At 63.7% G+C, this 25,509-nt stretch carries 23 protein-coding genes; 11 read left to right on the forward strand and 12 right to left on the reverse strand.

Annotated elements, in window-relative coordinates; translation table 11 throughout:
• Positions 1–76: 76 nt before the first annotated feature.
• Together JMY28_RS11710 and JMY28_RS11715 are read left to right on the forward strand one after the other, a co-directional pair.
• Complete coding sequence (locus JMY28_RS11710) at positions 77–1,354, forward strand: ABC transporter permease (protein WP_201696356.1); 1,278 nt, start codon at positions 77–79, stop codon at positions 1,352–1,354.
• 13 nt (positions 1,355–1,367) lie between these two features.
• The gene (locus JMY28_RS11715; protein ID WP_158760595.1) at positions 1,368–2,207 is read left to right on the forward strand and encodes an ABC transporter permease; all 840 of its coding nucleotides are present in this window, start codon (positions 1,368–1,370) and stop codon (positions 2,205–2,207) included.
• Between the two features lie 60 nt (positions 2,208–2,267).
• On the opposite strand, the gene JMY28_RS11720 is transcribed toward JMY28_RS11715, so the two are convergent.
• The 6 genes from JMY28_RS11720 to JMY28_RS11745 all read right to left on the reverse strand — a co-directional run bounded on the left by JMY28_RS11720 (position 2,268) and on the right by JMY28_RS11745 (position 9,148).
• Positions 2,268–3,743, reverse strand: a complete 1,476-nt coding sequence (locus tag JMY28_RS11720) for an amidase (protein ID WP_201696095.1) — start codon at positions 3,741–3,743, stop codon at positions 2,268–2,270.
• Positions 3,744–3,864: 121 nt separating this feature from the next.
• Positions 3,865–5,376, reverse strand: a complete 1,512-nt coding sequence (locus JMY28_RS11725; RefSeq protein WP_201696096.1) for an efflux transporter outer membrane subunit — start codon at positions 5,374–5,376, stop codon at positions 3,865–3,867.
• Positions 5,377–5,392: 16 nt separating this feature from the next.
• Positions 5,393–6,535 carry an ABC transporter permease gene (locus JMY28_RS11730; RefSeq protein WP_201696097.1) on the reverse strand — a complete coding sequence of 381 codons (1,143 nt, stop codon included), beginning with the start codon at positions 6,533–6,535 and terminating at the stop codon, positions 5,393–5,395.
• Positions 6,532–7,485 (reverse strand): ABC transporter ATP-binding protein, encoded by a 954-nt coding sequence (locus tag JMY28_RS11735; RefSeq protein ID WP_201696098.1) that lies wholly within the window; start codon positions 7,483–7,485, stop codon positions 6,532–6,534. Before JMY28_RS11735 ends, JMY28_RS11730 begins: the two co-directional genes overlap by 4 nt.
• Positions 7,482–8,432: an HlyD family secretion protein gene (locus JMY28_RS11740; RefSeq protein ID WP_201696099.1), complete on the reverse strand. Its 951-nt coding sequence runs from the start codon at positions 8,430–8,432 to the stop codon at positions 7,482–7,484. Before JMY28_RS11740 ends, JMY28_RS11735 begins: the two co-directional genes overlap by 4 nt.
• On the reverse strand, positions 8,429–9,148 hold the full coding sequence (locus tag JMY28_RS11745) for a TetR/AcrR family transcriptional regulator (protein ID WP_201696100.1): 720 nt from the start codon (positions 9,146–9,148) through the stop codon (positions 8,429–8,431). Before JMY28_RS11745 ends, JMY28_RS11740 begins: the two co-directional genes overlap by 4 nt.
• 178 nt (positions 9,149–9,326) lie before the next feature.
• Here JMY28_RS11745 and JMY28_RS11750 point away from each other — a divergent pair, with 178 nt between their 5' ends.
• Positions 9,327–9,929, forward strand: coding sequence for a response regulator transcription factor (locus JMY28_RS11750; protein WP_201696101.1), 603 nt, complete (start codon positions 9,327–9,329; stop codon positions 9,927–9,929).
• Positions 9,930–10,029: 100 nt separating this feature from the next.
• Here the strand turns inward: JMY28_RS11750 and acnA are convergent, their stop codons facing one another.
• The 5 genes from acnA to JMY28_RS11775 all read right to left on the reverse strand — a co-directional run bounded on the left by acnA (position 10,030) and on the right by JMY28_RS11775 (position 17,320).
• Positions 10,030–12,747, reverse strand: coding sequence for an aconitate hydratase AcnA (gene acnA / locus JMY28_RS11755; protein ID WP_201696102.1), 2,718 nt, complete (start codon positions 12,745–12,747; stop codon positions 10,030–10,032).
• Between the two features lie 76 nt (positions 12,748–12,823).
• Positions 12,824–14,287: a bifunctional 2-methylcitrate dehydratase/aconitate hydratase gene (locus JMY28_RS11760; RefSeq protein ID WP_201696103.1), complete on the reverse strand. Its 1,464-nt coding sequence runs from the start codon at positions 14,285–14,287 to the stop codon at positions 12,824–12,826.
• A 19-nt stretch (positions 14,288–14,306) separates the two neighbouring features.
• Positions 14,307–14,831 (reverse strand): hypothetical protein, encoded by a 525-nt coding sequence (locus JMY28_RS11765; RefSeq protein ID WP_201696104.1) that lies wholly within the window; start codon positions 14,829–14,831, stop codon positions 14,307–14,309.
• A 287-nt stretch (positions 14,832–15,118) separates the two neighbouring features.
• Positions 15,119–16,147 (reverse strand): HpcH/HpaI aldolase/citrate lyase family protein, encoded by a 1,029-nt coding sequence (locus tag JMY28_RS11770; RefSeq protein ID WP_201696105.1) that lies wholly within the window; start codon positions 16,145–16,147, stop codon positions 15,119–15,121.
• Positions 16,148–16,333: 186 nt separating this feature from the next.
• Positions 16,334–17,320, reverse strand: a complete 987-nt coding sequence (locus JMY28_RS11775; RefSeq protein ID WP_201696106.1) for a malate dehydrogenase — start codon at positions 17,318–17,320, stop codon at positions 16,334–16,336.
• Positions 17,321–17,922: 602 nt separating this feature from the next.
• On the opposite strand from JMY28_RS11775, the gene JMY28_RS11780 reads away from it, so the two are divergent.
• The 7 genes from JMY28_RS11780 (at position 17,923) to gltA (ending at position 23,844) form a co-directional block, all read left to right on the forward strand.
• Positions 17,923–18,720: a GntR family transcriptional regulator gene (locus JMY28_RS11780; protein ID WP_201696107.1), complete on the forward strand. Its 798-nt coding sequence runs from the start codon at positions 17,923–17,925 to the stop codon at positions 18,718–18,720.
• Between the two features lie 150 nt (positions 18,721–18,870).
• Positions 18,871–19,287 carry a succinate dehydrogenase, cytochrome b556 subunit gene (sdhC, locus tag JMY28_RS11785; protein ID WP_201696108.1) on the forward strand — a complete coding sequence of 139 codons (417 nt, stop codon included), beginning with the start codon at positions 18,871–18,873 and terminating at the stop codon, positions 19,285–19,287.
• Positions 19,288–19,290: 3 nt separating this feature from the next.
• Complete coding sequence (gene sdhD / locus JMY28_RS11790; protein WP_201696109.1) at positions 19,291–19,659, forward strand: succinate dehydrogenase, hydrophobic membrane anchor protein; 369 nt, start codon at positions 19,291–19,293, stop codon at positions 19,657–19,659.
• 4 nt (positions 19,660–19,663) lie between these two features.
• Positions 19,664–21,439 (forward strand): succinate dehydrogenase flavoprotein subunit, encoded by a 1,776-nt coding sequence (gene sdhA, locus JMY28_RS11795; protein WP_201696110.1) that lies wholly within the window; start codon positions 19,664–19,666, stop codon positions 21,437–21,439.
• A gap of 28 nt (positions 21,440–21,467) precedes the next feature.
• Entirely contained in the window at positions 21,468–22,169 is a 702-nt protein-coding gene (locus JMY28_RS11800) for a succinate dehydrogenase iron-sulfur subunit (protein ID WP_201696111.1), read from the forward strand.
• A gap of 15 nt (positions 22,170–22,184) precedes the next feature.
• On the forward strand, positions 22,185–22,451 hold the full coding sequence (locus JMY28_RS11805) for an FAD assembly factor SdhE (protein WP_028202905.1): 267 nt from the start codon (positions 22,185–22,187) through the stop codon (positions 22,449–22,451).
• 91 nt (positions 22,452–22,542) lie between these two features.
• Positions 22,543–23,844, forward strand: a complete 1,302-nt coding sequence (gltA, locus tag JMY28_RS11810; protein WP_201696112.1) for a citrate synthase — start codon at positions 22,543–22,545, stop codon at positions 23,842–23,844.
• Positions 23,845–23,950: 106 nt separating this feature from the next.
• Here gltA and JMY28_RS11815 read toward each other — a convergent pair whose 3' ends face one another.
• Positions 23,951–24,415 (reverse strand): VOC family protein, encoded by a 465-nt coding sequence (locus JMY28_RS11815; RefSeq protein WP_201696113.1) that lies wholly within the window; start codon positions 24,413–24,415, stop codon positions 23,951–23,953.
• A gap of 180 nt (positions 24,416–24,595) precedes the next feature.
• Here JMY28_RS11815 and JMY28_RS11820 point away from each other — a divergent pair, with 180 nt between their 5' ends.
• Complete coding sequence (locus tag JMY28_RS11820; protein WP_201696114.1) at positions 24,596–25,444, forward strand: alpha/beta fold hydrolase; 849 nt, start codon at positions 24,596–24,598, stop codon at positions 25,442–25,444.
• Positions 25,445–25,509 lie beyond the last annotated feature (65 nt).

Raw genomic sequence — 25,509 nt, forward strand, 5'->3', positions numbered from 1 at the left:
GACGCTCCGGTGCTCAAGTGCCGGAGCGTTTGGCTGCTTCGTGCGGCCCGGAGGCTGGAGACAGTAAGTGACCACAATGACGACCGTGACCAACGTTGCCGGCGCGGCACGCGAAGAGACCGCGCGCCTGAAGCGCGAACTGCGCGTGGCGCAAGCGAAGAAGCGCACGATGGCGCTCATGCTCATCGCGCCGCTCGCGATCTTTTTGCTGCTGATTTTCGTGGTGCCGATCGCCGCGCTGCTTACACGCGCGGTGCAGAATCCGGAAGTGGCGACGGCGCTGCCGCATACCATTACGGCGCTGCGCGCCTGGGACCGCAAGAGCGCGCCGCCCGACGCGGCCTACGCGGCGCTCGCGCAGGACCTGACCATCGTCCAGAACGGCGACGCGATGGGCGCACTGGCGCGCCGCCTGAACGTGGAAATCGCGGGCTTCCGCTCGCTGGTCGCGAAGACGGCGCGCGCCATGCCGCTCGCCGGCGACGACGGCAAACCGCTCACGCTCACCCCCGCGCAAACACGCGCCAAAATCGTCGAACTCGACGACCGCTGGAGTGACGTCGCGTACTGGCAGGCCATCGCCAAGAACAGTTCGCGTTACTCACCGTTCTACCTGCTCGCCTCGCTCGACCACCGGCAGGATGCGTTCGGCAATATCGTGGCCGCCGACCCTGAGCAGAAGATCTATCTCGATGTGTTCGGCCGCACGTTCGTCATCAGCGTGTTCGTGACGGTGTTCGCGTTGCTGCTCGGCTACCCGCTCGCCTACTGGATCTCGACGCTCTCCGAGCGCCGCGCGAATCTCGCGACGATCCTCGTGCTGATTCCGTTCTGGACGTCGATTCTCGTGCGCGTGGCCGCGTGGATCGTGATTCTTCAGGGCGAGGGCCTCGTCAATAAGGCGCTGCTGGGCACGGGCCTCATCTCGCAGCCATTGACGCTGCTCTTCAACCGCGTGGGCGTCTATATCTCGATGACGCACATCCTGCTGCCGTTCATGGTGCTGCCGCTCTACAGCGTGATGAAGTCGATTCCGCCTACGTACCAACGCGCCGCGGTGTCGCTGGGCAGCCATCCGTTCGCGGCCTTCTGGCGCGTGTACGTGCCGCAGACCTATCCAGGCGTGGGCGCGGGCGTGCTGCTCGTGTTCATTCTCTCGATTGGCTACTACATCACGCCGGCGCTGCTCGGCGGCCCCGGCGACCAGATGGTCAGCTACTACGTGGCGTACTTCACCAACGTGTCGATCAACTGGGGCATGGCCTGCGCGCTCGGCGCGCTGCTGCTCGCGGCGACCACGGTGCTCTATTTCGTCTACGGGCGCTTCACGCGCACGCAACTGAGCCTCGGCTGAGGAAGGCGCAATCATGAAATTCGCCAAACCGCTTTTTGCGCCGCATACATCGGCCGTCGAACGCGTGTGGTACTTCGCGCTGCGCGCGCTCGTCGTGCTCACGCTGCTGTATCTGATCCTGCCCGTGCTCGCGATCGTGCCGCTGTCGTTTTCGTCGAGCACGTTCCTGGTTTATCCGATCCCGGGCTGGTCGCTGCGCTGGTACGAGAACCTCGTGATGTCCGACGAATGGCGCATGGCCGCGAAGAACAGCTTTATCGTGGGCCCGGCGGCGACGCTCGTGGCGACCGTCCTTGGCACGCTCGCGGCCATCGGCATCACGAAAGCCGATTTCCGCGGCAAGGCGCTGCTCATGGCCGTGCTCATTTCGCCGATGATCGTGCCGGTGGTCGTGGTGGGCGTGGGCATGTATTTGTTCTTCGCGCCGCTGGGTCTCGCCAATACGTATCTCGGGCTGATCCTCGCGCACGCGTCGCTCGGCGTGCCGTTCGTGGTGACGACAGTCGCGGCCACGCTGCAGGGCTTCAATCACAATCTCGTGCGTGCGAGTCTTTCGCTCGGGGCGAATCCGGTCACGACGTTCTTCCGCATCACGCTGCCCGTGATCGCGCCGGGTGTGATTTCGGGCGCGCTCTTTGCATTCGCCACTTCGTTCGATGAGGTGGTCGTGACGCTCTTCCTCGCGGGCGCCGACCAGACCACTTTGCCGCGCCAGATGTTCACGGGCATCCGCGAGAACATCAGTCCGACGATCGCTGCGCTCGCAACGATCCTGATTGTGTTCTCCACATGTTTGCTGCTCGCGCTCGAATGGTTGCGCGGCAGGAATGCGGCGCGCGCGGTGAAGGCGTGATGGGGTGAGATGTCGATGGAGAAAAAGGCAGCGCCGCGGCGCTGCCTTTTTGCTTCTGCGTTACGCCTGAAGCAGCGCCGGCACGCGCCGCTTGACCCATTGCGTGGCCCGATCGTACGCGTGGGCGAGTTGCAGCACCGAAAGATCCGCCTGCGGCTTGCCGATCACCTGCAGCCCCATCGGCAGGCCTTGCGCATTGAAGCCCGCAGGCACGCTGATCACGGGCAGTCCGGCGAGACTGCCGCCAATTACCACTTCCATCCAGCGATGATAGGTGTCCATCGTGCGGCCCGCGATCGACTTCGGCCAATGCTCGCTCGCGTCGAACGGGAAGATTTGAGCGCTTGGCAGCACGAGGTAGTCGTAACGTTCGAAGAGGGCGAGCAGCGCGTTGTACCACTGGCTGCGCGTGACCGTGGCGTTCCACACGTCTTCGCCGGAGAGCTTCAGCCCGCCTTCCACTTCCCATTGCGCTTCGGGCTTGAGCAGCGCGCGCTTTTCCGGGTCGCGATAGAGCGCACCCAGCGTGCCCGCGCACGAGAAGTGGCGCAGTGTGAGCCAGGTTTGCCACAGGCGCTCCATGGCGAAGTCGGGGCGCGCGGCCTCGACCTTGCAGCCGATCGATTCGAAGTCCTTGAGGGCCGCTTCGCACAGTGCGAGTACGCCGTCTTCCATCGCCAGATAGCCGTCGTAGTCCCCTAGCCAACCGATGCGCGCGCAACCAAAGTCGCGTTCGAGCGGGCCCGTGAATTGAGCGGGATCTTCGGAGATGGAAAGCGGCGCGCGCGCGTCGTAGCCCGCCTGGGTGGAGAGCAGCATCGCGAGGTCGGGCACGTTGCGGGCCATCGGTCCCGCATAGCCGAGCTGGTGGTAGAACAGTTCGTGCGCAGGCACGGAGGGCACGCGCCCTTGCGACGGACGCAACCCGAACACGTTGTTCCAGCCGGCGGGATTGCGCAGGGAGCCCATCATGTCGCTGCCGTCCGCCACCGGCAGCATGCGCAGCGCGAGCGCCACGGCCGTGCCGCCGCTGCTGCCGCCCGCGCTGCGCGTGGGGTCGTAAGCGTTGAGCGTGGCGCCGAAGACCGTGTTGTAGGTATTCGAGCCAAGGCCGAATTCCGGCGTATTCGTCTTGCCGATGAAAATCGCGCCTTGTGCGCGCATGCGCGCGACCATCAGGGAGTCGGCGGCGGGCACTTCGTTGCGGAACAGCGGCGAGCCTTGCGTGTAGGGAATGCCGGCCGTGGCCGTGAGATCCTTCGGCGCTTGCGGCATGCCGTGCATCCAGCCAAGGTACTCGCCCCGCGCGAGCTGGGCGTCGCGTTCGCCGGCCTCGGCGAGCAGCGTGGTGCGCTCGCGTAGCGAAACGATGGCGTTGGCCGGTGTATTCACGCGCTCGATATGGTCGAGAAATGCGGTCATCACTTCGCGGCAGGACACCTTGCGCAGGCGTATCCATTCCGAAAGCTGGAGCGCGTCGGCCGCGACGAGATCGTTGGGGGTCAGTTTTGCGGGGGACGTCTGTGCCTGGTTCATACGTGTCTCTCGTTTGCGGATGGAGCAGGGGGGAGGATCATTGTCGCGCAGCCGCGGCGCAAGCGGAAGGAAACGAATGGTTGCCGTTATGGCCCGATGGTTGCCGCGTGGGGCCGAAGGATTACCGAACGGGGGCCGTGGGGGCCGATGTGTCGCTGACTGCCGTAGGGACCACTGTGGCAGGAAGTGGGGCGCCACCCAGGGCTTGATAGAGCGCTGCGGTGTCCGTTAGCCGATCCGCGTGAACGCGCGTGCGGTCGAGCATCGTCTGGAGTGCCTGGCGTTGCGCATCGATCAGCGAAAACTCGCTCACGCCGCCTGCTTTGTAGCGCGTTTGCGTGATCGCCGCGTTGGCCTGTGCCTCGCGGGCGGCGTCGTCGCGCGCTTGCAGTTCGGTCGCATCGTTCTGGAGCGCCTGCAGTGAATCGGCGACCTGCTGCAACGCCTGCAGCACAGTCTGACGATAGTCGGCGAAGGCGGCTTCATATGCGGCTTCCGACGCACGCTTCTTCGCGCGCAGTTCGCCGCCATGGAACAGCGGTTGTGTGAGGCTGAGCCCTATGTTCCAGATATTGAGTCCGTTGACTACGTCTTCGATGTGCGTGCGCTCCGATCCAATGCCCGCAGAGAGCGAGATCTGCGGAAAGAGATTGGCGGTTGCCACGCCGACGTTCGCGCTAGCCTGGTGCAGCAGTGCCTCGGCGGCGCGTATGTCGGGACGCTCGCGGGCCAGCGTGGAAGGCACAGTGAGCGAGACGGTATTGGGCAGATGCAGTGTATCGAGAGAAAGTGCATCGAGCGGCACGGCGAACTGCGAAGGTGCTGCGCCCAGCAGGGTTGCGAGCTGATGGTCCGCCGCGTCGCGCTGCGTTTCGAGCGGCGGCAGCGACGCACGTGTTTGCGCGAGCAGGGTGCGCTGGCTTCGCACGTCGACCTCCGCTACGCCGCCGACCGTGTAGCGCGCTTGCATGATCGCGAGCTGGCGTGCCTGCGTCTGCGCCAGTTGCGTTGTGAGGTCGATCTGGCGTTGCAGCGACGCGCGACGTATGGCCGTAGCGACCACGTTGCCGGCCACCGAAAGTCGCGCGGCCTCCATTTCGTACGCCTGATAATCGACCTGGGCGAGCGTGGCCTCAAGCGCGCGACGGTTGGCGCCGAACAAGTCGAATACGTACGAGACGCTGACCGAAGCGTTGTAAAGCGTAAATGGCGCCGGATTCGGCACTTGTGTAATGCCGAACGAGGCGAGATCGACCTTCTGGCGGGTGCCGGAAAGCTTCAGATCGACGGACGGGAAGTCCGTCGCGCCCGCCTGCGCGTTGTAGTTTTCGCGCGCTTGCACGAGCCTGGCGCGCGCCGAGTCGAGCGTAGGGCTCGCGCGCAAGGCCTGATCGACGATTGCGTTCAACCGCGCACTGCCGAATTGTGTCCACCACGCGTTCGGCACGTGTTCCGCGGTGGCGAAGATCTGCGCGCCGCCGCCGGGACCTGTTGCACTAGCGCTCGTCGCGGGCACGGGCTCGCGCGTCCAGCCCGTGGCATCGGGCGCCGCGGGCGCGTGGAAATCGGGGCCCACGGTGCAGCCCGAGAGCGTGAGCACAAGCAGGAAGGCAAAGGCGGCGTCGCGCGTCATGGTGATGTGCCTCGCGCTAATCGAGCGTGCGCCGGTAAAAGCGCACGGCGATTGCCATGACCGCGACCGTGAATACGGCGAGCGGCCACACCGCTGGCCACAGGTCGGTCCAGCCGTTGCCTTTGAGCAGGATGCCGCGCACGAGCCGGTTGAAATACGTGAGCGGCAGCAGATTGCCGATCCACTGCGCCCAGCGCGGCATGCCGCCGAACGGAAACATAAAGCCGGATAGCAGCAGGCTTGGCAGGAAATAGAACATCGTCAGCTGCATGGCCTGCAACTGGTTTTGCGCGAGCGACGAGAGCGTGATGCCCACCGTGAGATTCGCGGCGATGAAGAGCAGCGCTGAAAGATAGAGCGTGACGAGACCACCGGCGAACGGCACATGAAACACGTAGCGCGCGGCGAGCACGATGATGGTCGCCTGAATCAATCCGATTGCCACGTACGGAATGATCTTGCCCGTCATCACCTCGATGGGCAGCACAGGCGTGGCGAGCAGATTCTCCATCGTGCCGCGCTCGCGCTCGCGCGTGATGGCGAGGCCTGTCATCATCACCATCGTCATCGTGAGGATCACGCCCATGAGGCCTGGTACCACGTTGTATTGCGTAATGCCCTCGGGGTTATAGAGCCGGTGCACCTGCACGTCGAACGCGGCCGGCGTGCCGTTCAAGTGTGCAAGCGGGCCGGTGAGGTCCTTCGCGGCCACGGGCGCCACGAGCCCGGGCAGCGCGGCGAGTGCCGTGGTGATGGCGGTGGGGTCGCTCGCATCGGCTTCGACGAGCAGCGAGGGTCTTTCGCCGCGCAGCAGGCGCCGCGAGAAATCAACAGGAATGCTAAGCACGAACTGCACCGTGCCGCGCGCGAGCGCATGGCGCGCCGAGGCTTCGTCGGGCAGCGTTTCGATTACGTCGAAGTAGGCGGAATTACGCATGCCCGCGACGAAGCTGCGCGCGAACACACTGTCCTCGCCCACGACAATGGCCGTGGGCAGATGCTTGGGGTCGGTGTTGATCGCGTAGCCAAACAGCGTGAGCTGGATGATCGGTAGGCCAACGATCATCGCGAACGTGATGCGGTCGCGTTTGAGTTGCAAGAACTCCTTGAGCACGATGCTCCACCAGCGCGCCACGGAAAACGGGAACGACGCGCTCACGACGTCACTCCGTAATTGTCCTGAGCATGGCTCATCAAGTAGATGAAGACATCTTCGAGACCGGTGTCGATGCGTTCCGCGCGCAACGGCTGGCCTTCCACGGTGTGCGCGACCGCGGCGGCGAGCGCCGCATGATCGCGTCCGCTCGCATGCAGCGCGGAGCCGAACACCACCGTCTGCTCGATTCCGGGTGCGTTGCGTAACTGCGCGGCCAGCGTGCTGAGCCGCTCGCCGTGAATCGCCCACGTTTCGAGGTTCTGCTCGGCGATCACCTCTGCGGCAGTGCCCTGCGTGAGCAGTTTCCCGTAGGCAATATAAGCGAGCTTGTGGCAGCGCTCGGCTTCGTCCATGTAATGCGTGCTCACGAGCACCGAAATGCCCTGCGCGGCGAGCCGATGCAATTCCTCCCAGAAGTCGCGGCGCGCGGTAGGATCGACGCCCGCAGTCGGTTCGTCGAGCAGCAGCAATTCGGGTTCGTGCAGCATGCAGGCCGCGAGCGCGAGCCGCTGCTTCCAGCCGCCCGAAAGCGCGCCCGTGAGCTGGCTCGCGCGGCTTGCGAGCCCGAGCGATTCGAGCGCGCGGTCGACGGCTTCGCGGCGGTTCGGCATCTGGTAGATGCGCGCGACGAAGTCGAGGTTCTCGCGGATCGTCAGGTCTTCCCAGTACGAGAAGCGCTGCGTCATGTAACCCACGTGACGCTTGATCTGCGCGCTCTCACGCACGATATCGTAGCCAAGGCAGGTGCCTGAGCCGGAGTCGGGTGTGAGCAATCCGCACATGAGGCGAATCGACGTGGTCTTGCCGCTGCCGTTGGGGCCGAGAAAGCCGAAAATCTCGCCGCGCGCAACACGCAGCGTTACGTCGTTGACAACATGCTTGCTGCCAAAATGCTTGTTGAGATTGCGTACGTCGATGGCGTAGTCGCCGGAAGATTGATCAGGTGTGCTCATTGCAGCGTCACCTCGACCGGCTGGCCCGGATGCAGCTTGACGGCGTCTTGTGCGGAAGGCCGCGCCTCGATCATGAAAACGAGCTTCGCACGGTTCTCGTTGCTGTAGATGACGGGCGGCGTATATTCGGCGGCGTTCGAAATCCACGTGATGGTGGCGGGGACCTCGACGGCGCAACCGTCGCAACGCACGTTGACCTTACGGCCCGGCGAGAGCGATCCGACTATCGTTTCGGGTACAAAAAAGCGCACCTTCACGTTCTGCGGGGGCAACATCTGCACGACAGGGTTGCCCGCCTGCACCCACTCGCCCACACGAAATAGCGTGTCGTAGACGAGCCCGCCGCTCGGCACGCTCACGCCCTTCTGGTCGAGCCGCCACTGCGCCTGCGCGAGCGAGGCGCGCGCGGCCTCGACATCGGCGGCCTGGGCGGCGATTTGCGCGCTACGCCCCGGCAGATTCGCCACGCGTACCTGGTTTTGCAGCTCACGCACCTGGGCGGCCGTGGAGGCGGCCTGCGCGCGCGAGTCGTCGAGTTGTGCCTGTGCAATGCCGCCTGCGCGCAGTTGCGCCTCGTCGCGCGTGAGCTGGAGCGCGGCCTTGTGTGCATTCGCTTCGGCCTGCGCGAGCTGCGCCTCGGTCACACGCACTTCGGGCGGGCGCTTGCCGGTTTGGAGGTCGGCGAGTTGCTTCTGCGCGGCAGTGAGCCGATGCTGCGCCTCGTCGCGCGCGGCCGCTTCCTCGACGGAGTCGAGCGCGAAGGCGGGCGCATTGGCGGCCACGGTTTGCCCGCGTTGCACTTCGAGGTGCGTGAGTGTGCCCGACTGCGACGACGCGAGATAGACATACTCGCCTTCTGCATAGCCCTGCCAGCCGGGCGTTCCATGTCTGGAACACGCGGCGAGCACGAACGCCATGGCGCATAGGCGGGTAGCGCTGCGGTTCATGGCGAGGCCCCCTTGCGGCGCGCGGCGCGGCGCGCGCGCTTGTCCTGGGGCGCTGGGCGCAAGGCCGCGCTCAACAGTGCGCTCACGTGGCGATGCAGGGCCTCGCGCTCGATCTTCGGAAAGCCGCGCGCGCTTTGCCAGATCTTCGAAGTGGCGAGCGGCAGCATGACGAGCGCGAGAATCGAGATGAAGAGTAGCGGCGCTTCGAGTTCGGCATTCACGCTGCCGTCGCGCTGGGCCTCGCCGATGCGCGCGGTAAAGCGTTGCAGCTGCTCGATGGGTAGCCGCTTGAGCATGCGCTCGCGCAGTAGGCCACCTTCGTTGACGATTTCGCGCAGCCAGAGCGGTGGCAGCCAGGGCATGCGCGAGGTGACTTCGAAGAGCCGAGCGAGCAGTTCCTCCACGAGCGCGTGGGGGTCTTGCGCGACTTCGCCTTCCACGCTCTCCCAGACGAAAGCAATAGAGCGCGCAATGCGCTCGTCGACCACGGCGTCGAGCAGCTTTTCGCGGTTCGTGAAGTAATAGTGAACCATGGCGGACGTCACGCCCGCGGCCTCGGCGATCTGCGCCATGGTGGTGGCCGCAATGCCCTGCTCGCCGAACAGTTGCGTGGCGCTGGCGAGCAGCCGCTCGCGCACGTCGAGGTCGGCGGCGGCGCGGCGCCGGCCGCGCGGGCGGGGCGCAGCAGCGGTGGCGGTGCGGGTGCGCGTGATCATCTTTTCACTTTAATTCACGCGTTAGTTAAATTCAAACTGCGTGCGCAGTGGGTTAACCCTGCGACGGGACCTTGAAGAGTCGTTTCAGAACTTTCCTATACAAAAACGATGACATGTCGTTCAGGCTGTGAGATTCCCGCTGAAGGGTCAAATAAATTACTCCGCCATGGAACAAAAAATGAAACGCATCGTTGTCATCGACGACCATCCGATCGTGCTGAAGATGCTCGCCAACGTGCTGAATACGGAGTACGAACTGGTGGGAGAGTGCAGCGACGGCGAAGAGGGCCTGCGCCTCGTGGAGGAATTGCATCCCGATCTGGTGATCCTCGACCTCGAGTTGCCGAAGCTCGACGGCCTTTCCGTCATCCGCGGCATTCGCGCGAAGCAGCCCGGCGCGCGCATTCTCGTGCTCTCTGCGAAGCCTGAATTGGTCATGGCCAATCACACGCGCGTGGCGGGTGCGAACGGCTATGTCAACAAGAATCGCGGCGTGGAGGAGCTGTGCGGTGTGGTCAGGGCGGTGCTGCTCGGCTACGACTGCTTCCCGGCGGGCAGCTGCGGCGGCGGCCGCGACGTGGCGCTCAACGGGCTGTCGCCTCGCGAAGTCGAAGTGTTGCAGTACCTTGCGCGCGGCATGAGTAATAAGGGCATCGCGGCACGGCTTGGGCTTTCAGATAAAACCGTTAGTACCTATAAGACTCGCGTGCTGGACAAGCTCGGCGTGTCGTCGCTGGCGGCGCTGATTGAGTTTGCTACGTTGAACAAGCTGATCGAATAGCTCAACCCGAAGCACAGCCGAAAAAAAAGCCCGACTTACGTCGGGCTCCAAGTGTGACCGCACCCGTTGCCGGGCGCGGCACCTGCAAAAAACCGCTTGCTTACGCTGCGAGCAGCGAGCGCAGCACGAACGGCAGAATACCGCCGTGCTTGTAGTAGTCAACCTCGATCGGCGTGTCGATACGCAGCAGCACCTGCACGCGCTGCGTCTTGCCGTCCTTGTGGTGGATCACGAGCGTCAGGTCCTGTTGCGGTTTGAAATCGTCCGTCAGGCCTTCGATGTCGAACGTTTCTTCGCCGGTCAGGCCGAGCGATTGCACGCTGTCCGCGCCCTTGAACTGCAGCGGCAGAACGCCCATGCCGACCAGGTTCGAACGGTGGATACGCTCGAAGCTGCGTGCGACCACGGCCTTCACACCCAGCAGCTGTGTCCCCTTGGCTGCCCAGTCACGCGACGAACCCGTGCCGTACTCTTCGCCGGCGAACACCATGGTCGGCGTGCCGGCGTCGATGTACTTCATGGCGGCGTCGTAAATCGACAGCTGTTCGCCGCTCGGCTGGTGAAGCGTCAGGCCGCCTTCCACGCGCGTGCCGTCGGCCTTCGCCGGGATCATCAGGTTCTTGATACGCACGTTGGCGAAGGTGCCGCGCATCATCACGTCGTGGTTGCCGCGGCGCGAGCCGTAGCTGTTGAAGTCGGCCTTCTGCACGCCGTTTTCCTTCAGCCACTTGCCTGCGGGCGAGTCTTCCTTGATCGAGCCAGCCGGGCTGATGTGGTCGGTCGTGACCGAGTCACCGAAGATGCCCAGTGCGCGCGCGCCCTTGATCTCGGCCACTTCCGACGACGGCGTCATCGAAAAATCGCTGCCGAAGAAAGGCGGCTCGGCGATGTAGGTCGACTTCGGCCAGTCGTAGACCTGACCTTCTTCACCTTCGATCTTGCTCCACAGGTCGCCCTTCTTCGTGAGCTGGCTGTAGTTCTTCTGGAACGCGTCCGGGTCGAGCGCGAACTTGAGCAGCGCGTTGACTTCGTCGCTCGTCGGCCAGATGTCGCCGAGGTAGATGTCGCGGCCGCCTTTGCCCGTGCCAACCGGCTCCGTCATCAGGTCGCGCGTGATGTTGCCCGCGATCGCGTAAGCGACGACCAGCGGCGGCGAGGCCAGGAAGTTCGCGCGGATGTTCGGGTGAATACGCGCTTCGAAGTTACGGTTGCCCGAGAGCACCGCAGCTGCGACGACGTCGTTCTTGACGATCGACTCGTTCAGCTCGGCCGTCAGGTCGCCGGCGTTGCCGATACAGGTCGTGCAGCCGTAAGCCGCGAGCTCAAAACCGAGCTTCGAGAGGTAGGGCAGCAGGCCCGTCTTCGTCAGGTATTCCGTGACGATGCGCGATCCCGGAGCGAGGGACGTCTTGATGTGCGGCGCGACCGTCAGGCCCGCTTCCACGGCCTTCTTCGCGAGCAGACCGGCGGCCAGCAGCACGCTCGGGTTCGACGTGTTCGTGCACGACGTGATCGCGGCGATCAGCACGTCGCCGTTGTGCAGCTTGACCTTGTCGCCCGCCGCGTATTCGGCGGAAAGGTCGGCGGCCTTCTTGTTGAAGCCGTTTTCCGCGACCGGCTTCGAGAACAGGTCGGTGAAGGTCGACTTCACGTGGCCGATTTCGATGCGGTCTTGCGGGCGCTTCGGACCGGCGAGCGACGGCGCGACTGTGCCGAGGTCGAGGACGAGCGTCTTCGTGTAGTCGATGTCGCCGGCCTTCGGCACGCCGAAGAGTTCCTGGGCCTTGAAGTAGTTCGCGAACGCCGAGATTTCAGCTTCCGTGCGGCCCGTGCCCTTGAAGTAGTCGATCGTCTTTTCGTCGACCGGGAAGAAGCCCATCGTTGCGCCGTATTCCGGCGCCATGTTGCCGATGGTCGCGCGGTCGGGCACGCCGATTGCCGCCGTGCCTTCGCCGAAGAACTCGACGAACTTGCCGACGACCTTTTCCTTGCGCAGCATTTCGGTAATGGTCAGCACGAGGTCCGTTGCCGTGCAGCCTTCGCGCAGCTTGCCCTTCAACTCGACGCCCACGACGTCCGGCGTGAGGAAGTACACCGGCTGGCCGAGCATGCCGGCTTCGGCTTCGATGCCGCCCACGCCCCAGCCCACCACGCCGATGCCGTTGATCATCGTGGTGTGCGAGTCGGTGCCGACGAGCGTGTCCGGGTAGTAGACGGTATCCGCGCCTTCAGCCTTCTTGTGCACGCCGCGCGCGAGGTATTCCAGGTTGACCTGGTGAACGATGCCGATGCCCGGAGGCACGACCTTGAACGTGTCGAACGCCTGCATGCCCCACTTCATGAACTGGTAGCGCTCGTTGTTGCGCTGGAATTCCAGCTTCATGTTCAGGTCGAGCGCGTCCTTCTGGCGGAAGTAGTCGATCTGCACCGAGTGGTCGACGACGAGGTCCACCGGCACGAGCGGCTCGATGACCTTCGGGTCCTTGCCGACTTGCTTGGCCACGCCGCGCATGGCGGCGATGTCGGCGAGCAGCGGCACGCCCGTGAAGTCCTGCAGCACGACGCGTGCGACGACGAACGGGATTTCGTCGACGCGCGAGGCGTTCGGCTTCCAGTTCGCGAGTTGCTCGATGTGCTCTTCCGCGATCTTCTTGCCGTCGTAGTTACGCAGCACAGACTCGAGCACCAGACGGATAGAGACCGGCAGGCGATTGATCTTCACGCCAAGCTGCTTGCCGAGTTGCGGCAGCGAGTAGAACTTGCCTTTGCCGGAACCGCTGTCGAATTCTTTTAGCGTTTTGTGGAGATTGTGGGCCATAGTGTTTTCCTTCGTTTAATCGCGGAAATAACGCTTACTGCTCGTTTGCTGCTGTCACTGATACCTGCCTGATTGCTCAGATCACATACATGTCGACGTACTCGTTGACGGGCAGGGCGCAAAGCCGGGCTTCGTCGAGCGAGACATCGAGAATCGCCTGCTGCTGCTTCGCGGGGAAGCGGCGCGCGAGGTTGATTCGAAACTTCTCGATCAAAAGCGGAATGCCTTCTTCGCGGCGCCGCTTGTGGCCGATCGGGTACTCCACGACGACCTCGTCGAGCGTCGTGCCGTCGATTAGCTCTATGGTGAGCGCATTCGCGATCGAACGCTTATCCGGGTCGTGATAATCCTTCGTGAACTGCGGGTCTTCCACGCATACCGTTTTCGCGCGCAGGGCGTCGATGCGCGGGTCGCTCGCGACTTCGTCTTCGTAGTCGGCGGCGGTGAGACGCCCGAAGATCAGCGGCACGGCGACCATGTACTGGATACAGTGGTCGCGGTCGGCCGGGTTTGCAAGCGGGCCGCTCTTGTCGATGATGCGGATCGCCGCTTCATGCGTGCGAATGATGATGCGCTTGATGTCCCCAACCGTCTTGCCCTTTTGCGCAAGCGCGCTGTGCAGCGTCATCGCGGCTTCGGCGGCGGTCTGCGCGTGGAATTCGGCGGGGAACGAAATCTTGAACAGCACGTTTTCCATCACGTACGTGCCGTAAGGGCGCTGAAACTTGAACGGCTGTCCCTTGAACGAGACGTCGTAGAAGCCCCACGTTTTCGCCGTGAGCGCCGAGGGATAGCCCATCTCGCCCGTTTTCGCCATGAGCGCGAGGCGCACGGCACGCGAGGTGGCGTCGCCTGCGGCCCACGACTTGCGCGAGCCCGTATTGGGCGCGTGGCGGTAGGTACGCAGCGACTGACCGTCGACCATCGCGAGCGAAACGGCGTTGATCAGCTCGTCGCGCGTGAGCCCGAGCATGTGTCCGACCACGGCGGTCGAGGCGAGCTTCACGAGCAGCACATGGTCGAGACCGACCTTGTTGAACGAATTTTCCAGCGCAATGCAGCCCTGGATCTCGTGCGCCTTCACCATGCTTTCAAGCACGTGCTGCATGGTGAGCGGCGATTTCCCCTGAGCGATGGCGCTGCGCGAGAGCCAGTCGGCGGTCGCGAGGATGCCGCCCAGGTTGTCCGACGGATGGCCCCATTCGGCGGCGAGCCACGTGTCGTTGAAGTCGAGCCAGCGGATCATCGCGCCGATGTTGAACGCGGCCTGAACCGGGTCGAGCTGGAATGACGTGCCTGGCACCTTCGCGCCGTGCGGGACGACCGTGCCCGGCACGATCGGTCCCAGCAACTTGGTGCAGGCGGGGTAGGAGAGCGCCTCGAGTCCGCAGCCGAGGGTATCGAGCAGGCAATGCCGGGCCGTTGTCAGCGCGAGTGCGCTGTCTACGCCGTCTTTGGCAAACCCGCCCAGCACGTAGTCGACGATATCGACCAGTACCTGGTCCGGCTGCGGCCTGACGTTGGAGATCAGGGCGGACATCGAGGCGATCCTGCGGATCTTACTGACCCGCGGCGCCGCTGGCGGCTGCCGGAGCGCGGTTAGCCGGGTTCAGCGCTTGAGCCTGCGTCGGCGCCATTGCGCCTTGCTGCATGGCAACAGTCTTGCACTCGTCGGCCAGGCGCGAGCTGTCCTTGTCCGAGAACAGCATGGCCTTCGTCGGGATCACGACGAGGTCGAGGCCGGTTGCGGCGTCGTGGAAGCGGTCAGCGCCCGTGGTCGTGACCTGACGCGGCAGGTTGTAATTCTTGTCAGCCCAGTGAACGGTGACGATCTGGTCGCGCGCCATGTCACCCTTCAGGTCGAATTGCGCGCCTTCAGCGCAGCTCCAGTGCTCCGAGCCTTCCGGAATCGGATCGACCTTCGCTTCCTTGGCCGGATTGGCCTTGCGCTTGATGATGCGATGCTTCGGAGCCGGCTTCTTGGCAGTCGTGGTCGATGTGCCTTGTGCGGCGGCGTCCGTGGCGGCCAGCATCAGCGTCGACGACAGCGTGCCGATGACAGCGGCGATCAGCAATTTCTTCATGAGAGTCAAACCTTTATCTATCTAAAAGCGGTTGATCAGTGCGCGGTTGAACAGGTAACCGCCGTTTGCACTGCGCGCGCCCCGAAAGCGCGCAGCGGACGCTATTTTCACCTATTTATTGCCATGACTTTCATTTTCTCCGGGCCGGTGTTGTTTGCGCCTTGGTTCGCAAGTAACTGCCTGTAACTGTCCGTGACTGCCGTTGCTGCGCTATGCGGCGCGAGATCCGCGTTATTGCCGTGGCGGGAGACGTTGAAAACGTTTTCTGCGCCCGTGCGTGACGCGTATCAGGGCGACTCCCCGGTCAGCTCGCCCCGCGTATCGACGCCCGGCGCGAACAGCGGAGCCGCTTCAGCCGGCACGGCGCGGCCCGTGGCGCGCGCGCGGCGCAGCACGGACCAGTAATAGCGATAGCTCGCGCGGTCGTGCAGCGTGTCGCCGTGGCGTGTCGGACCCCATTGCGCGTGCTGCGCGACCAGCAAGATTTCGGCGGCCAAGGCAACTTCTTCGTCGCGCGGCGCGAAAGCGGCCACGATCGCGGGAATCTGCGCCGGGTGAATGCTCCACATGCGCGTGTAACCGAACTCGTTTCGCGCGCGGCGCGCGTCGTTCGCCACCACTTCCATATCGCGCACTTCCGTGCTCACGTTGTGCGAGGGTACGCGGCCGAAAGCGTGGCACGCGGCCGCGATTTCGAGCTTCGCGCGGCGCACGAGCGGGTGGTCGAACTGGCCGGGCGAGCGCATTGCCGTGTCGGGAATCGCGCCGTCGTGCGCGGAGACGAAGTCCATCAGGCCGAAGCTCAGCGACTCGACGCCACGCAGCGCAGCGAGGTCGAACACGCGCGCGAGCGCGCCATGCGTTTCGACGAGCAATTGAACCGGAATGGGCTTGTCGATGCCCATCTCGACGCGCGTGGCTTCGATGAACGCCGTCATTTCGGCGGCGTCGCCCACGGCGCGGATCTTCGGCAGCGTGATGAAGGCCGGCGCGCGTTTCGCCGCGCGCAGGATCATACGCACATCGTCGCGCCAGTGCGGGTGATGGAAATCGTGGATGCGCACGCCGACGCGGCCAAAGCGGTCGTGCTCGCCGCCGATGAACGACGCGACGAGCTCGGCGTGTTCGGCTTCGCGGCCTACCTGGGCGCCGTCTTCGCAGTCGAGCGTGATGTCGAATACCGGGCCCAACTGCTGCTGCAGCGCGAGCGATTTGAGCATCAGCTTCTCACTGCCCGCGTAGTGGTCGCATGCGGGCAGGATGGCAGGCGGCGCTTCGCCGTCAAACAGCACTTCGGCTGGGAGAATGGCGCGCATCTTCGGCGTCGGGAGTCGAGTTTTGTAGGAGATACCGGATTCGGATGCGTCCTGCGGGCAAGGCGCATGCGGATCGGGCGGCCCGCGTAGGGCGGCCTGCGTAGGCCGGGCCGCGGAGCTTGCCCCGCGCGCCCATAAAGCAGAACGGAACGGGCGTAAATCGCGCGTTCCGTTCGTACAGCTGGCTTACTTGCCGAGCAGGTGAGCCACGCCTTCGCGCTCTTCGAGCAGCTCATTGAGCGTGCCGTCCATCTTCTCGCGCGAGAATGCGTCGATTTCCAGGCCTTCCACGCGCTTGTATTCGCCGTTTTCGCACGTCACCGGCACGCCGTAGATGATGTCTTCGGGAATGCCGTACGAGCCGTCCGACGGGATACCCATCGTGACCCACTTGCCGTTCGTGCCGAGGACCCAGTCACGCACGTGGTCGATCGCTGCGTTGGCCGCCGATGCTGCCGACGAGAGGCCGCGCGCTTCGATGATCGCCGCGCCGCGCTTGCCGACCGTCGGGATGAACACGTTGCGGTTCCATTCGTCGTCGTTGATCAGCTTGGTCAGCGACTGGCCTTCGGCCGTGGCGACACGGAAGTCGGGGTACATCGTCGGCGAGTGGTTGCCCCACACGGCGAGCTTCTCGATCGAAGCGACCGGCTTGCCCGACTTGGCGGCCAGTTGCGAGAGCGCACGGTTGTGGTCCAGGCGCAGCATGGCGGTGAAGTTCTTCTTCGGCAGGTCCGGAGCCGACTTCATGGCGATGTAAGCGTTCGTGTTGGCCGGGTTGCCGACGACCAGCACCTTCACGTCGCGGCTGGCGACGTCGTTCAGCGCCTTGCCCTGAACCGTGAAGATTTCAGCGTTGGCCGACAGCAGATCCTTACGCTCCATGCCCTTCGAGCGGGGGCGCGCGCCAACCAGCAGGGCGACGTCGGCGTCCTTGAATGCGACCTTCGGGTCGTCGGTGATGACCACGCCCGCGAGCAGCGGGAATGCGCAGTCGTCCAGTTCCATCACAACGCCCTTCACGGCGGCTTGCGCTTGCGGAAGGTCGAGCAGTTGCAGGATGACGGGCTGATCCTTGCCGAGCAGGTCGCCATTCGCAATGCGGAACAGCAGGGAGTAAGCGATCTGACCTGCGGCGCCGGTGACGGCAACGCGCTTTGCGGGCTTAGCCATTGAAAATCTCCAGGAAGATGCGTTAGACGCCAGGGTAAAACGCCATTCTATATGCGCGATACACGAAGCGTAGGTGAAACAGGCGGTCTTTCTCGCTGGCGTGCGCGCTTCACTGGAACAACAATGACTGACAAGCCGTGACGCGTGCGCCGCCGGCGCGGACCGCCGTGCCGGTAACCTGTGCAACATGGCAAGAGGTGAACGGGACGCCCTTCGAGGGACGCCAGACGCTGGCCGCTTCGCGTGTGCCGACTCCTGCAACAGCTCGCTCGGGCTCTCTCACAGGCGCGCGGCGCGCAATGACTCGCGCGTGCCGGCTGGGCGGATCGAAACCTCTACTGCGTTTACTGCGTGAGGGAACAGCATCGTGCAAGGCGGCTCGCAGCGCATTCGCCACGAGGTGGATGCAGCCGGCGGCTCCTCTTCGTCATGCTGGTTTCATGTCCTGAAATTAGCATGCAGCCTGCCCGCAAACCCTTGCTCGATCGGGAGTGTAGGAGTCGTCAGGGTCAAAGTCAACAGTATCTTATGTCTTATATAAGACATAACTATTGCAGGCAAAATGCTTGATGCGTAGGGGGCTTTATGTTGAAATGCGCGCCATGAGTGCAAACCCGGCCAGCAACGCGAATTCCACCGCTCCAGTGAGCGGGGTTTCAGCGTCTGCGCCCGCGGTTCCACCGTCCCCGACCTTCAGTCCGCTGTATCAGCAGATCAAGGGGCTCATTACACAGAGCCTCGAGTCCGGCGAATGGAAGCCCGGCGAAATCATCCCCAGCGAAGTCGAACTGGCCGCCCGTTACAAGGTGAGCCAGGGGACCGTGCGCAAGGCGATCGACGAACTGGCTGCCGACAATCTGCTGGTGCGCCGCCAGGGCAAGGGCACGTTTGTTGCAACGCACAACGAAGAGCGCGCCCAGTTCCGCTTCCTCCGGTTGCTCGCCGATGACGGCGCGGAGCACCCGCACGTTAGCAAGCTGCTCGACTGCCGGCGCCTGCGCGCTTCGGCCGAGATCGCTCGCCAGCTCGATCTCAAGCCCTCGGACCCGGTGGTGCTGATCCGGCGTCTCCTGCAGTTCGATGGCGAAAGTACCGTGCTCGACGAGATCTGGCTGCCCGGTGGTGTGTTCCGCGGGCTCACGAGCGAGCGCCTCGCCGAGTACAAAGGCCCACTCTACGCCATGTTCGAGGCGGAGTTCGGCACGCGCATGATTCGCGCGACCGAGAAGATCCGCGCCGTGGCCGCGGAGCCTACAGTGGCCGACCTGCTCAAGGTGCCCGCAGGTTTTCCTTTGCTATCGGTCGAGCGAGTGTCCTATACCTATGGAGACCGGCCGGTCGAAGTGCGCCGCGGATGGTATGTCACAACCGGGTACTACTATCAGAATGATTTGAGTTGACGGGCGACCGCGCGAAAGGCGCGGAGCCCTTCCCCAGAGTGCCTTTGCTTGCGCGCACCACCAGCCGTACCCGACGTGGATTTCGCTGCAGCGCGATATGAAAAGGCGCTAAAATTGCGAATTAGTGTTAACACATAGTAGGGGTCTAGCATGGCAGAAGCCGCAAAAAAACCGAGGCCGGAATACCGGAACATCGGGCTTGGGCAGATATTGTTCGCATACCGCCTGCCTCTGGCCGGCCGTGTGTCGATCGGCCACCGCATCAGCGGTGTGCTGTTGTTCCTGTTCCTGCCTTTCATCCTGTTCCTGTTGGACCAGAGCCTCACTTCGGAGCTGAGCTTCGAGGTATTCAAGGGCTTCCTTTCCAACATCATCGTCAAGCTCATCGTGCTGGTCCTCGGGTGGGCGTTCCTGTTTCACTTCTGCGCTGGCGTGCGCCACCTGTGCATGGACTTCAGCCATGACCTCGTGAGCAAGGAAAAAGGCAAGACGACCTCCCTCGTCGTCGTGATCATCTCCACGGTCCTCACGATCGCCTTTGCGGCAAAACTCTTCGGAGCGTTCTAAAAAATGTCGGCTAAAAACGGTATCGGTCCGAAGCGTCACGTCGTCGGCGCTCACTACGGCATTCGCGACTGGATCGCGCAACGCGCCACCGCCGTGATCATGGCGATCTACACCATCGTGCTGCTCGTCCTGTTCTTCGGCGCGCACGACTTTTCGTATGACGGCTGGGCGTCGATCTTCTCCGCAGAGTGGATGAAGCTCGCCACGTTCGTCACCCTGGTCGCGTTGTTCCTGCACGCGTGGGTCGGCGTGCGTGACATCTGGATGGACTACATCAAGCCGGTCGGCCTGCGCATCACGCTGGACGTCCTCACGATCGCATGGCTGCTGGGCAGCCTCGGCTACGCCGCTCAGATTCTCTGGAGAGTGTAAAAGAATGGCTGCAATCAAGAATTCATTGCCGCGTCGCAAGTTCGACGTGGTCATCGTCGGTGCTGGTGGCTCGGGGATGCGCGCTTCGCTGCAACTCGCGCGCGCTGGCCTGTCGGTTTGTGTGCTCTCTAAGGTGTTCCCCACGCGTTCGCACACGGTGGCGGCGCAGGGCGGCATCGGCGCCTCGCTCGGCAACATGAGCGAAGACAATTGGCACTATCACTTCTACGACACGATCAAGGGTTCCGACTGGCTCGGCGACCAGGACGCGATCGAGTTCATGTGCCGTGAAGCGCCGAACGCCGTGTACGAGCTCGAACACATGGGCATGCCGTTCGACCGTAACGCCGACGGCACGATCTACCAGCGCCCGTTCGGCGGCCACACGGCCAACTACGGCGAGAAGCCGGTTCAGCGCGCCTGTGCTGCTGCTGACCGTACTGGCCACGCGCTGCTGCACACGCTGTATCAGCAGAACGTCGCGGCGAAGACCACGTTCTTCGTCGAATGGATGGCGCTCGACCTGATCCGCGACGCCGAAGGCGACGTGCTCGGCGTGACCGCGCTCGAAATGGAAACGGGCGACGTCTATATCCTCGAAGGCAAGACCACGCTGTTCGCCACGGGCGGCGCGGGCCGGATCTTCGCGGCATCGACCAACGCGTTCATCAACACCGGTGACGGCCTTGGCATGGCGGCCCGTTCGGGCATCGCGCTGCAGGACATGGAGTTCTGGCAGTTCCACCCGACCGGCGTGGCCGGCGCGGGCGTGCTGATCACGGAAGGCGTGCGCGGCGAAGGCGGCATTCTGCGTAACTCGAACGGCGAGCGCTTCATGGAGCGTTACGCGCCGACCCTGAAGGACCTGGCGCCGCGCGACTTCGTTTCGCGTTCGATGGACCAGGAAATCAAGGAAGGCCGTGGCGTGGGTCCCCACAAGGACCACGTGCTGCTCGACCTCTCGCACATCGGCGCCGAGACGATCATGAAGCGTCTGCCGTCGATCCGCGAAATCGCGCTCAAGTTCGCGAACGTGGACTGTATCAAGGAGCCGATCCCGGTCGTGCCGACCATCCACTACCAGATGGGCGGCATTCCGACGAACATCAACGGCCAGGTCGTTGGCACGCCGAAGGGTCACGAGGAAGTCGTCAACGGCTTCTACGCCGTGGGCGAATGCTCGTGCGTCTCGGTGCACGGCGCGAACCGCCTCGGCACGAACTCGCTGCTCGACCTCGTGGTGTTCGGCCGTGCGGCTGGCAACCACATCGTCAAGCACGTCAAGGAACTGCGCGATCACAAGCCGCTGCCGGCCGACGCCGCCGACTTCGCGCTCTCGCGTCTGGCCGAGCTCGACAAGTCGACCTCGGGCGAATACGCGCAGAGCGTCGCGAACGACATCCGCGGCTCGATGCAGAAGCACGCAGGCGTGTTCCGCACCTCGAAGCTGCTGGAAGACGGTGTGAAGGACATCGCGCAGATCGCTGAGCGCGCGAAGCACATCCACCTGAAGGACAAGTCGAAGGTGTTCAACACGGCGCGCGTGGAAGCGCTCGAAGTGGCGAACCTCGTTGAAGTTGCGCGCGCAACGATGGTTTCGGCTGAAGCCCGCAAGGAAAGCCGTGGTGCGCACGCACAGAGCGACTACGAACACCGCGACGACGAAAACTGGCTGCGCCATACGCTCTGGTTCAGCGAAGGTGACCGACTCGATTACAAGCCGGTCCACATGCAACCGCTGACCGTCGAGTCCGTGCCGCCGAAGGCGCGTACGTTCTAAGGCACACGCCAGTCAAAAGGAATTGGAAATGGCCAAACGCATTTTTGAAGTCTATCGCTACGATCCGGACAAGGACGCAGCGCCGCGCATGCAGACGTACGAGCTGGATCTCACGCACGAGCGCATGCTGCTCGACGCGCTGGTCAAGCTCAAGGAAGTGGACGAAACGCTGTCGTTCCGCCGTTCGTGCCGTGAAGGCGTGTGCGGTTCGGACGCCATGAACATCAACGGCAAGAACGGTCTCGCGTGCTTGACGAACCTGAACGACCTGCCCGCGAAGATCGTGCTGCGTCCGCTGCCGGGCCTGCCCGTCGTGCGCGACCTGATCTGCGACTTCACGCAGTTCTTCAACCAGTACCACTCGATCAAGCCGTACCTGATCAACGACACGCCGCCGCCCGAGAAGGAGCGTCTGCAGTCGCCTGAGCAGCGTGACGAACTCGATGGCTTGTACGAGTGTATTCTGTGCGCAAGCTGCTCGACCTCGTGCCCGAGCTTCTGGTGGAACCCGGACAAGTTCGTCGGCCCGGCAGGTCTGTTGCAGGCTTACCGCTTCATCGCGGACAGCCGCGACGAAGCGACCGGCGAGCGCCTCGACAACCTCGAGGACCCGTACCGTCTGTTCCGTTGCCACACGATCATGAACTGCGTCGACGTTTGCCCGAAGGGCCTGAACCCGACGAAGGCGATCGGCAAGATCAAGGAACTGATGTTCCGCCGCGCGGTTTGATGTTGCTCTTCTGAAATGGAATCGCACCAGTCTGACCCCCATCGCCGCGCGCGCCTTCGCTGGCGCGCGCGGCGCGGCCTGCTCGAAAATGATCTGATTTTTGAGCGGTTTTTCGAGCGCTATGAGCATGAACTCAGCGACGCCGACGTGGGCGCTCTCACGCGCCTGCTCGAGCTGAGCGATAACGACCTGATGGACTTGCTGCTCGCGCGCAAGGAACCAGAAGGCGACCTTGCCGACCCGGACGTGAAGCGGGTGCTGGAACTGCTTCGGAACGTCTGAGCGTGGCGGCGCGCAGTTAGAGGTAAGCTGTCGCCGCGCCGGACGTACAAAACTATCGAATCCCGTGTTTATCTTCGATTGAGGATGTGCTATGACCCCGTCTGATGTAAAAGCCACGCTATCGTTCAGCGACAATTCGCCGAGCGTCGAACTGCCGATCTACAAGGGCACGATGGGCCCGGATGTGATCGACATCCGCAAACTGTACGGTCAGACCGGCAAGTTCACGTATGACCCGGGCTTCATGTCGACGGCGGCGTGCAACTCGGCGATCACGTACATTGACGGGGACAAGGGCGAGCTGCTGTACCGCGGCTACCCGATCGACAACCTCGCGCAAAACGCCGACTTCCTCGAAACCTGCTACCTGCTGTACCGCGGCGAACTGCCGAACGCGGCACAGAAGGAAGAGTTCGTGAAGACCGTCACGCAGCATACGATGGTTCACGAGCAAATGCAGTTCTTCTTCCGCGGCTTCCGCCGCGACGCGCACCCGATGGCGATTCTCGTCGCCGCAGTCGGCGCGCTGTCGGCGTTCTATCACGACTCGCTCGACATCAACAACGCGAAGCACCGCGAAGTTTCGGCGATCCGCATGATCGCGAAGCTGCCGACGCTCGTCGCCATGGCGTACAAGTACTCGATCGGCCAGCCGTTCGTGTACCCGCAGAACGATCTGTCGTACAGCGCGAACTTCATGCGCATGATGTTCTCGAACCCGTGCGAAGAGTACAAGGTCAACGACGTGCTCGTGCGCGCGCTCGACCGTATCCTCATCCTGCACGCTGACCACGAGCAGAACGCTTCGACCTCGACGGTGCGTCTGGCTGGCTCGTCGGGCGCGAACCCGTTCGCGTGTATCGCGGCCGGTATCGCTTGCCTGTGGGGCCCGGCGCACGGTGGTGCGAACGAAGCCGCGCTGAACATGCTCGAAGAAATCGGCTCGCCGGACAAGATTCCTGAGTTCATCAAGCAGGTGAAGGACAAGAACTCGGGCGTGAAGCTGATGGGCTTCGGCCACCGCGTGTACAAGAACTACGACCCGCGCGCGAAGCTCATGCGCGAGACTTGCTACGAAGTGCTGAACGAACTCGGCCTGCACGACGATCCGCTCTTCAAGCTCGCCATGCAGCTCGAAAAGATCGCGCTGGAAGACGAATACTTCGTGTCGCGCAAGCTGTACCCGAACGTCGACTTCTACTCGGGTATCGTGCAGCGCGCGCTGGGCATCCCGACCTCGATGTTCACGTGTATCTTCGCGATGGCACGTACGGTGGGCTGGATTGCGCAGTGGAACGAAATGATCGCTGACCCCGAGCAGAAGATCGGCCGTCCGCGTCAGCTGTTCATCGGCGAAACGCCGCGCGAAGCGAAGCCGATCGCTCAGCGCTAAGCCGTTTCGCTTTGCGCGCGCTGCGCGCAAGCGGTAGTGCAAACGCCCCGACGGGTTACGACTCGTCGGGGCGTTTTCCTTTTGAGCGCCAAGCTAGCCGCCGCGCTCAAACCCAGCCGTCGATTTTCAACCCGCTGGCCTTTTCCGCCTCTTCGCGCGTGACCTCGCGTACTGTCTCGCCGAAGCTCCATATATGGCCTTCGGGGTCGCAAGCCGCGTAGACGCGATCGCCGTAAAACTGATCGGCCGGTTCGCGTACGATTTTCGCGCCCGCCTTGCGCGCGCGCTCGCAATGCGCGTCGAGGCCACTCTTCAACTGCACGTGCACCGATTGCGTGTTCTTGCCTTCGAGCGCAGCGGGGCTCGTGTATGGCATGCCGGGCCAGCCGCCGCAAATCATTACGTAGCCGTCTTCGAAGCGCATTTCCGAATGGGCAAGCGTGCCGTCCGGCGATGTCACGACGAACTGACGCTTGAAGCCGAACGCGTTTTCCAGCCAGTCGAGCGCGGCGAACGGATCGCGGTAGTAGATGGCAGAGCCGAAGGCCGGTCGCGGTGAGGTGTTGCTCATGAGCGTCTCCTGGGCAGTACGTGTGAAGAATCTAGCACCGGCGTGGTGCGATTGCGCGCAGCGCGCTCACGCGTCCTTGCCACGGACGCCCGCCCATTACCTCCGACGTAATCGTCATTGCGCACGGCATCGACGACCATGGTTCTCATCCGCCCACCCCAACCGCAAGGAGCGACGACCATGGCACGCGACACCCTCAATGCCCGCCAACCCGGCTTTATCCGTATCGACGACGACACCGCACTGCACTATCGCGACTGGGGCGATGGTGTGCCGCTCGTGTTCCTCTCCGGCTGGACGCTCAACGCCGACATGTGGAACTACCAATGCGCGCCGCTTGCCGCCTCAGGATTTCGCTGCGTGGCGTACGACCGCCGCGGGCACGGACGCTCGAGCGACCCCGGCCGCGGCTACGACTACGACACGCTCGCCGACGATCTCGAAGCGGTACTCGACGCAAGGGACCTCGCGCGCGTGACGCTGGTCGGCCACTCGTTCGCGAGTGGGGAGATCGTGCGTTATTTGAGCCGTCACGGCGCGCGGCGCGTGGCAGGCATCGTGCTGGTTTCACCGGCGTCGACGCCGTGTTTGCTCAAGACTGCCGACAATCCCGGCGGCCTCGATTCGAGCCTGTTCGAAGCCTCGATCGACGAGATGCTCACTTCGTTTCCCGACTGGATCGAGCGACGCGCCGAGGCCTATTTCAGCCCCGGCACATCGCGCGGGGTGATTCAGTGGACGGCGGACATGATGCTCGGTGCGTCGTTGTACGCAGCGGCACAGTTGAGCCACGAGCAGATGGTCACCGACTTCCGCCGCGAGCTGGCTGCGATCGACGTGCCTGCGCTCGTGCTGCACGGCGACTGCGATGCTTCGGCGCCGCTGGAGATCACCGGGGGGCCCACGGCGGCCGCGCTCGAACGCGCGACGTTGAAGGTCTATGAGGGCGGCACGCACGGGATGTATTTCAACCACGCGGCGCGCGTGAACGAGGACATTCGCGCGTTCGTTACGCGGTGGCAGGCCTGACGCACCTCATGACGCACCTTGGCGGCGGCGCCGAAACAAGCGGTAATCGGGGCACGGGCCATACG

The sequence above is a fragment of the Paraburkholderia hiiakae genome, assembly GCF_904848665.1.
In the GTDB taxonomy this organism is placed as follows: Bacteria; Pseudomonadota; Gammaproteobacteria; order Burkholderiales; family Burkholderiaceae; genus Paraburkholderia; species Paraburkholderia hiiakae.

Bases quoted from the DNA above. Each gene is read 5' to 3' on its own strand.
- sdhD (WP_201696109.1), top strand. From the start codon at position 19,291: ATGTCGGCTAAAAACGGTATCGGTCCGAAGCGTCACGTCGTCGGCGCT.
- JMY28_RS11820 (WP_201696114.1), top strand. From the start codon at position 24,596: ATGGCACGCGACACCCTCAATGCCCGCCAACCCGGCTTTATCCGTATC.
- JMY28_RS11765 (WP_201696104.1), bottom strand. From the start codon at position 14,831: ATGAAGAAATTGCTGATCGCCGCTGTCATCGGCACGCTGTCGTCGACG.
- JMY28_RS11800 (WP_201696111.1), top strand. From the start codon at position 21,468: ATGGCCAAACGCATTTTTGAAGTCTATCGCTACGATCCGGACAAGGAC.
- JMY28_RS11780 (WP_201696107.1), top strand. From the start codon at position 17,923: ATGAGTGCAAACCCGGCCAGCAACGCGAATTCCACCGCTCCAGTGAGC.
- JMY28_RS11720 (WP_201696095.1), bottom strand. From the start codon at position 3,743: ATGAACCAGGCACAGACGTCCCCCGCAAAACTGACCCCCAACGATCTC.
- JMY28_RS11815 (WP_201696113.1), bottom strand. From the start codon at position 24,415: ATGAGCAACACCTCACCGCGACCGGCCTTCGGCTCTGCCATCTACTAC.
- gltA (WP_201696112.1), top strand. From the start codon at position 22,543: ATGACCCCGTCTGATGTAAAAGCCACGCTATCGTTCAGCGACAATTCG.
- JMY28_RS11725 (WP_201696096.1), bottom strand. From the start codon at position 5,376: ATGACGCGCGACGCCGCCTTTGCCTTCCTGCTTGTGCTCACGCTCTCG.
- JMY28_RS11735 (WP_201696098.1), bottom strand. From the start codon at position 7,485: ATGAGCACACCTGATCAATCTTCCGGCGACTACGCCATCGACGTACGC.
- JMY28_RS11745 (WP_201696100.1), bottom strand. From the start codon at position 9,148: ATGATCACGCGCACCCGCACCGCCACCGCTGCTGCGCCCCGCCCGCGC.
- JMY28_RS11805 (WP_028202905.1), top strand. From the start codon at position 22,185: ATGGAATCGCACCAGTCTGACCCCCATCGCCGCGCGCGCCTTCGCTGG.
- JMY28_RS11750 (WP_201696101.1), top strand. From the start codon at position 9,327: ATGAAACGCATCGTTGTCATCGACGACCATCCGATCGTGCTGAAGATG.
- JMY28_RS11715 (WP_158760595.1), top strand. From the start codon at position 1,368: ATGAAATTCGCCAAACCGCTTTTTGCGCCGCATACATCGGCCGTCGAA.
- JMY28_RS11760 (WP_201696103.1), bottom strand. From the start codon at position 14,287: ATGTCCGCCCTGATCTCCAACGTCAGGCCGCAGCCGGACCAGGTACTG.
- sdhA (WP_201696110.1), top strand. From the start codon at position 19,664: ATGGCTGCAATCAAGAATTCATTGCCGCGTCGCAAGTTCGACGTGGTC.
- acnA (WP_201696102.1), bottom strand. From the start codon at position 12,747: ATGGCCCACAATCTCCACAAAACGCTAAAAGAATTCGACAGCGGTTCC.
- JMY28_RS11770 (WP_201696105.1), bottom strand. From the start codon at position 16,147: ATGCGCGCCATTCTCCCAGCCGAAGTGCTGTTTGACGGCGAAGCGCCG.
- sdhC (WP_201696108.1), top strand. From the start codon at position 18,871: ATGGCAGAAGCCGCAAAAAAACCGAGGCCGGAATACCGGAACATCGGG.
- JMY28_RS11710 (WP_201696356.1), top strand. From the start codon at position 77: ATGACGACCGTGACCAACGTTGCCGGCGCGGCACGCGAAGAGACCGCG.
- JMY28_RS11740 (WP_201696099.1), bottom strand. From the start codon at position 8,432: ATGAACCGCAGCGCTACCCGCCTATGCGCCATGGCGTTCGTGCTCGCC.
- JMY28_RS11775 (WP_201696106.1), bottom strand. From the start codon at position 17,320: ATGGCTAAGCCCGCAAAGCGCGTTGCCGTCACCGGCGCCGCAGGTCAG.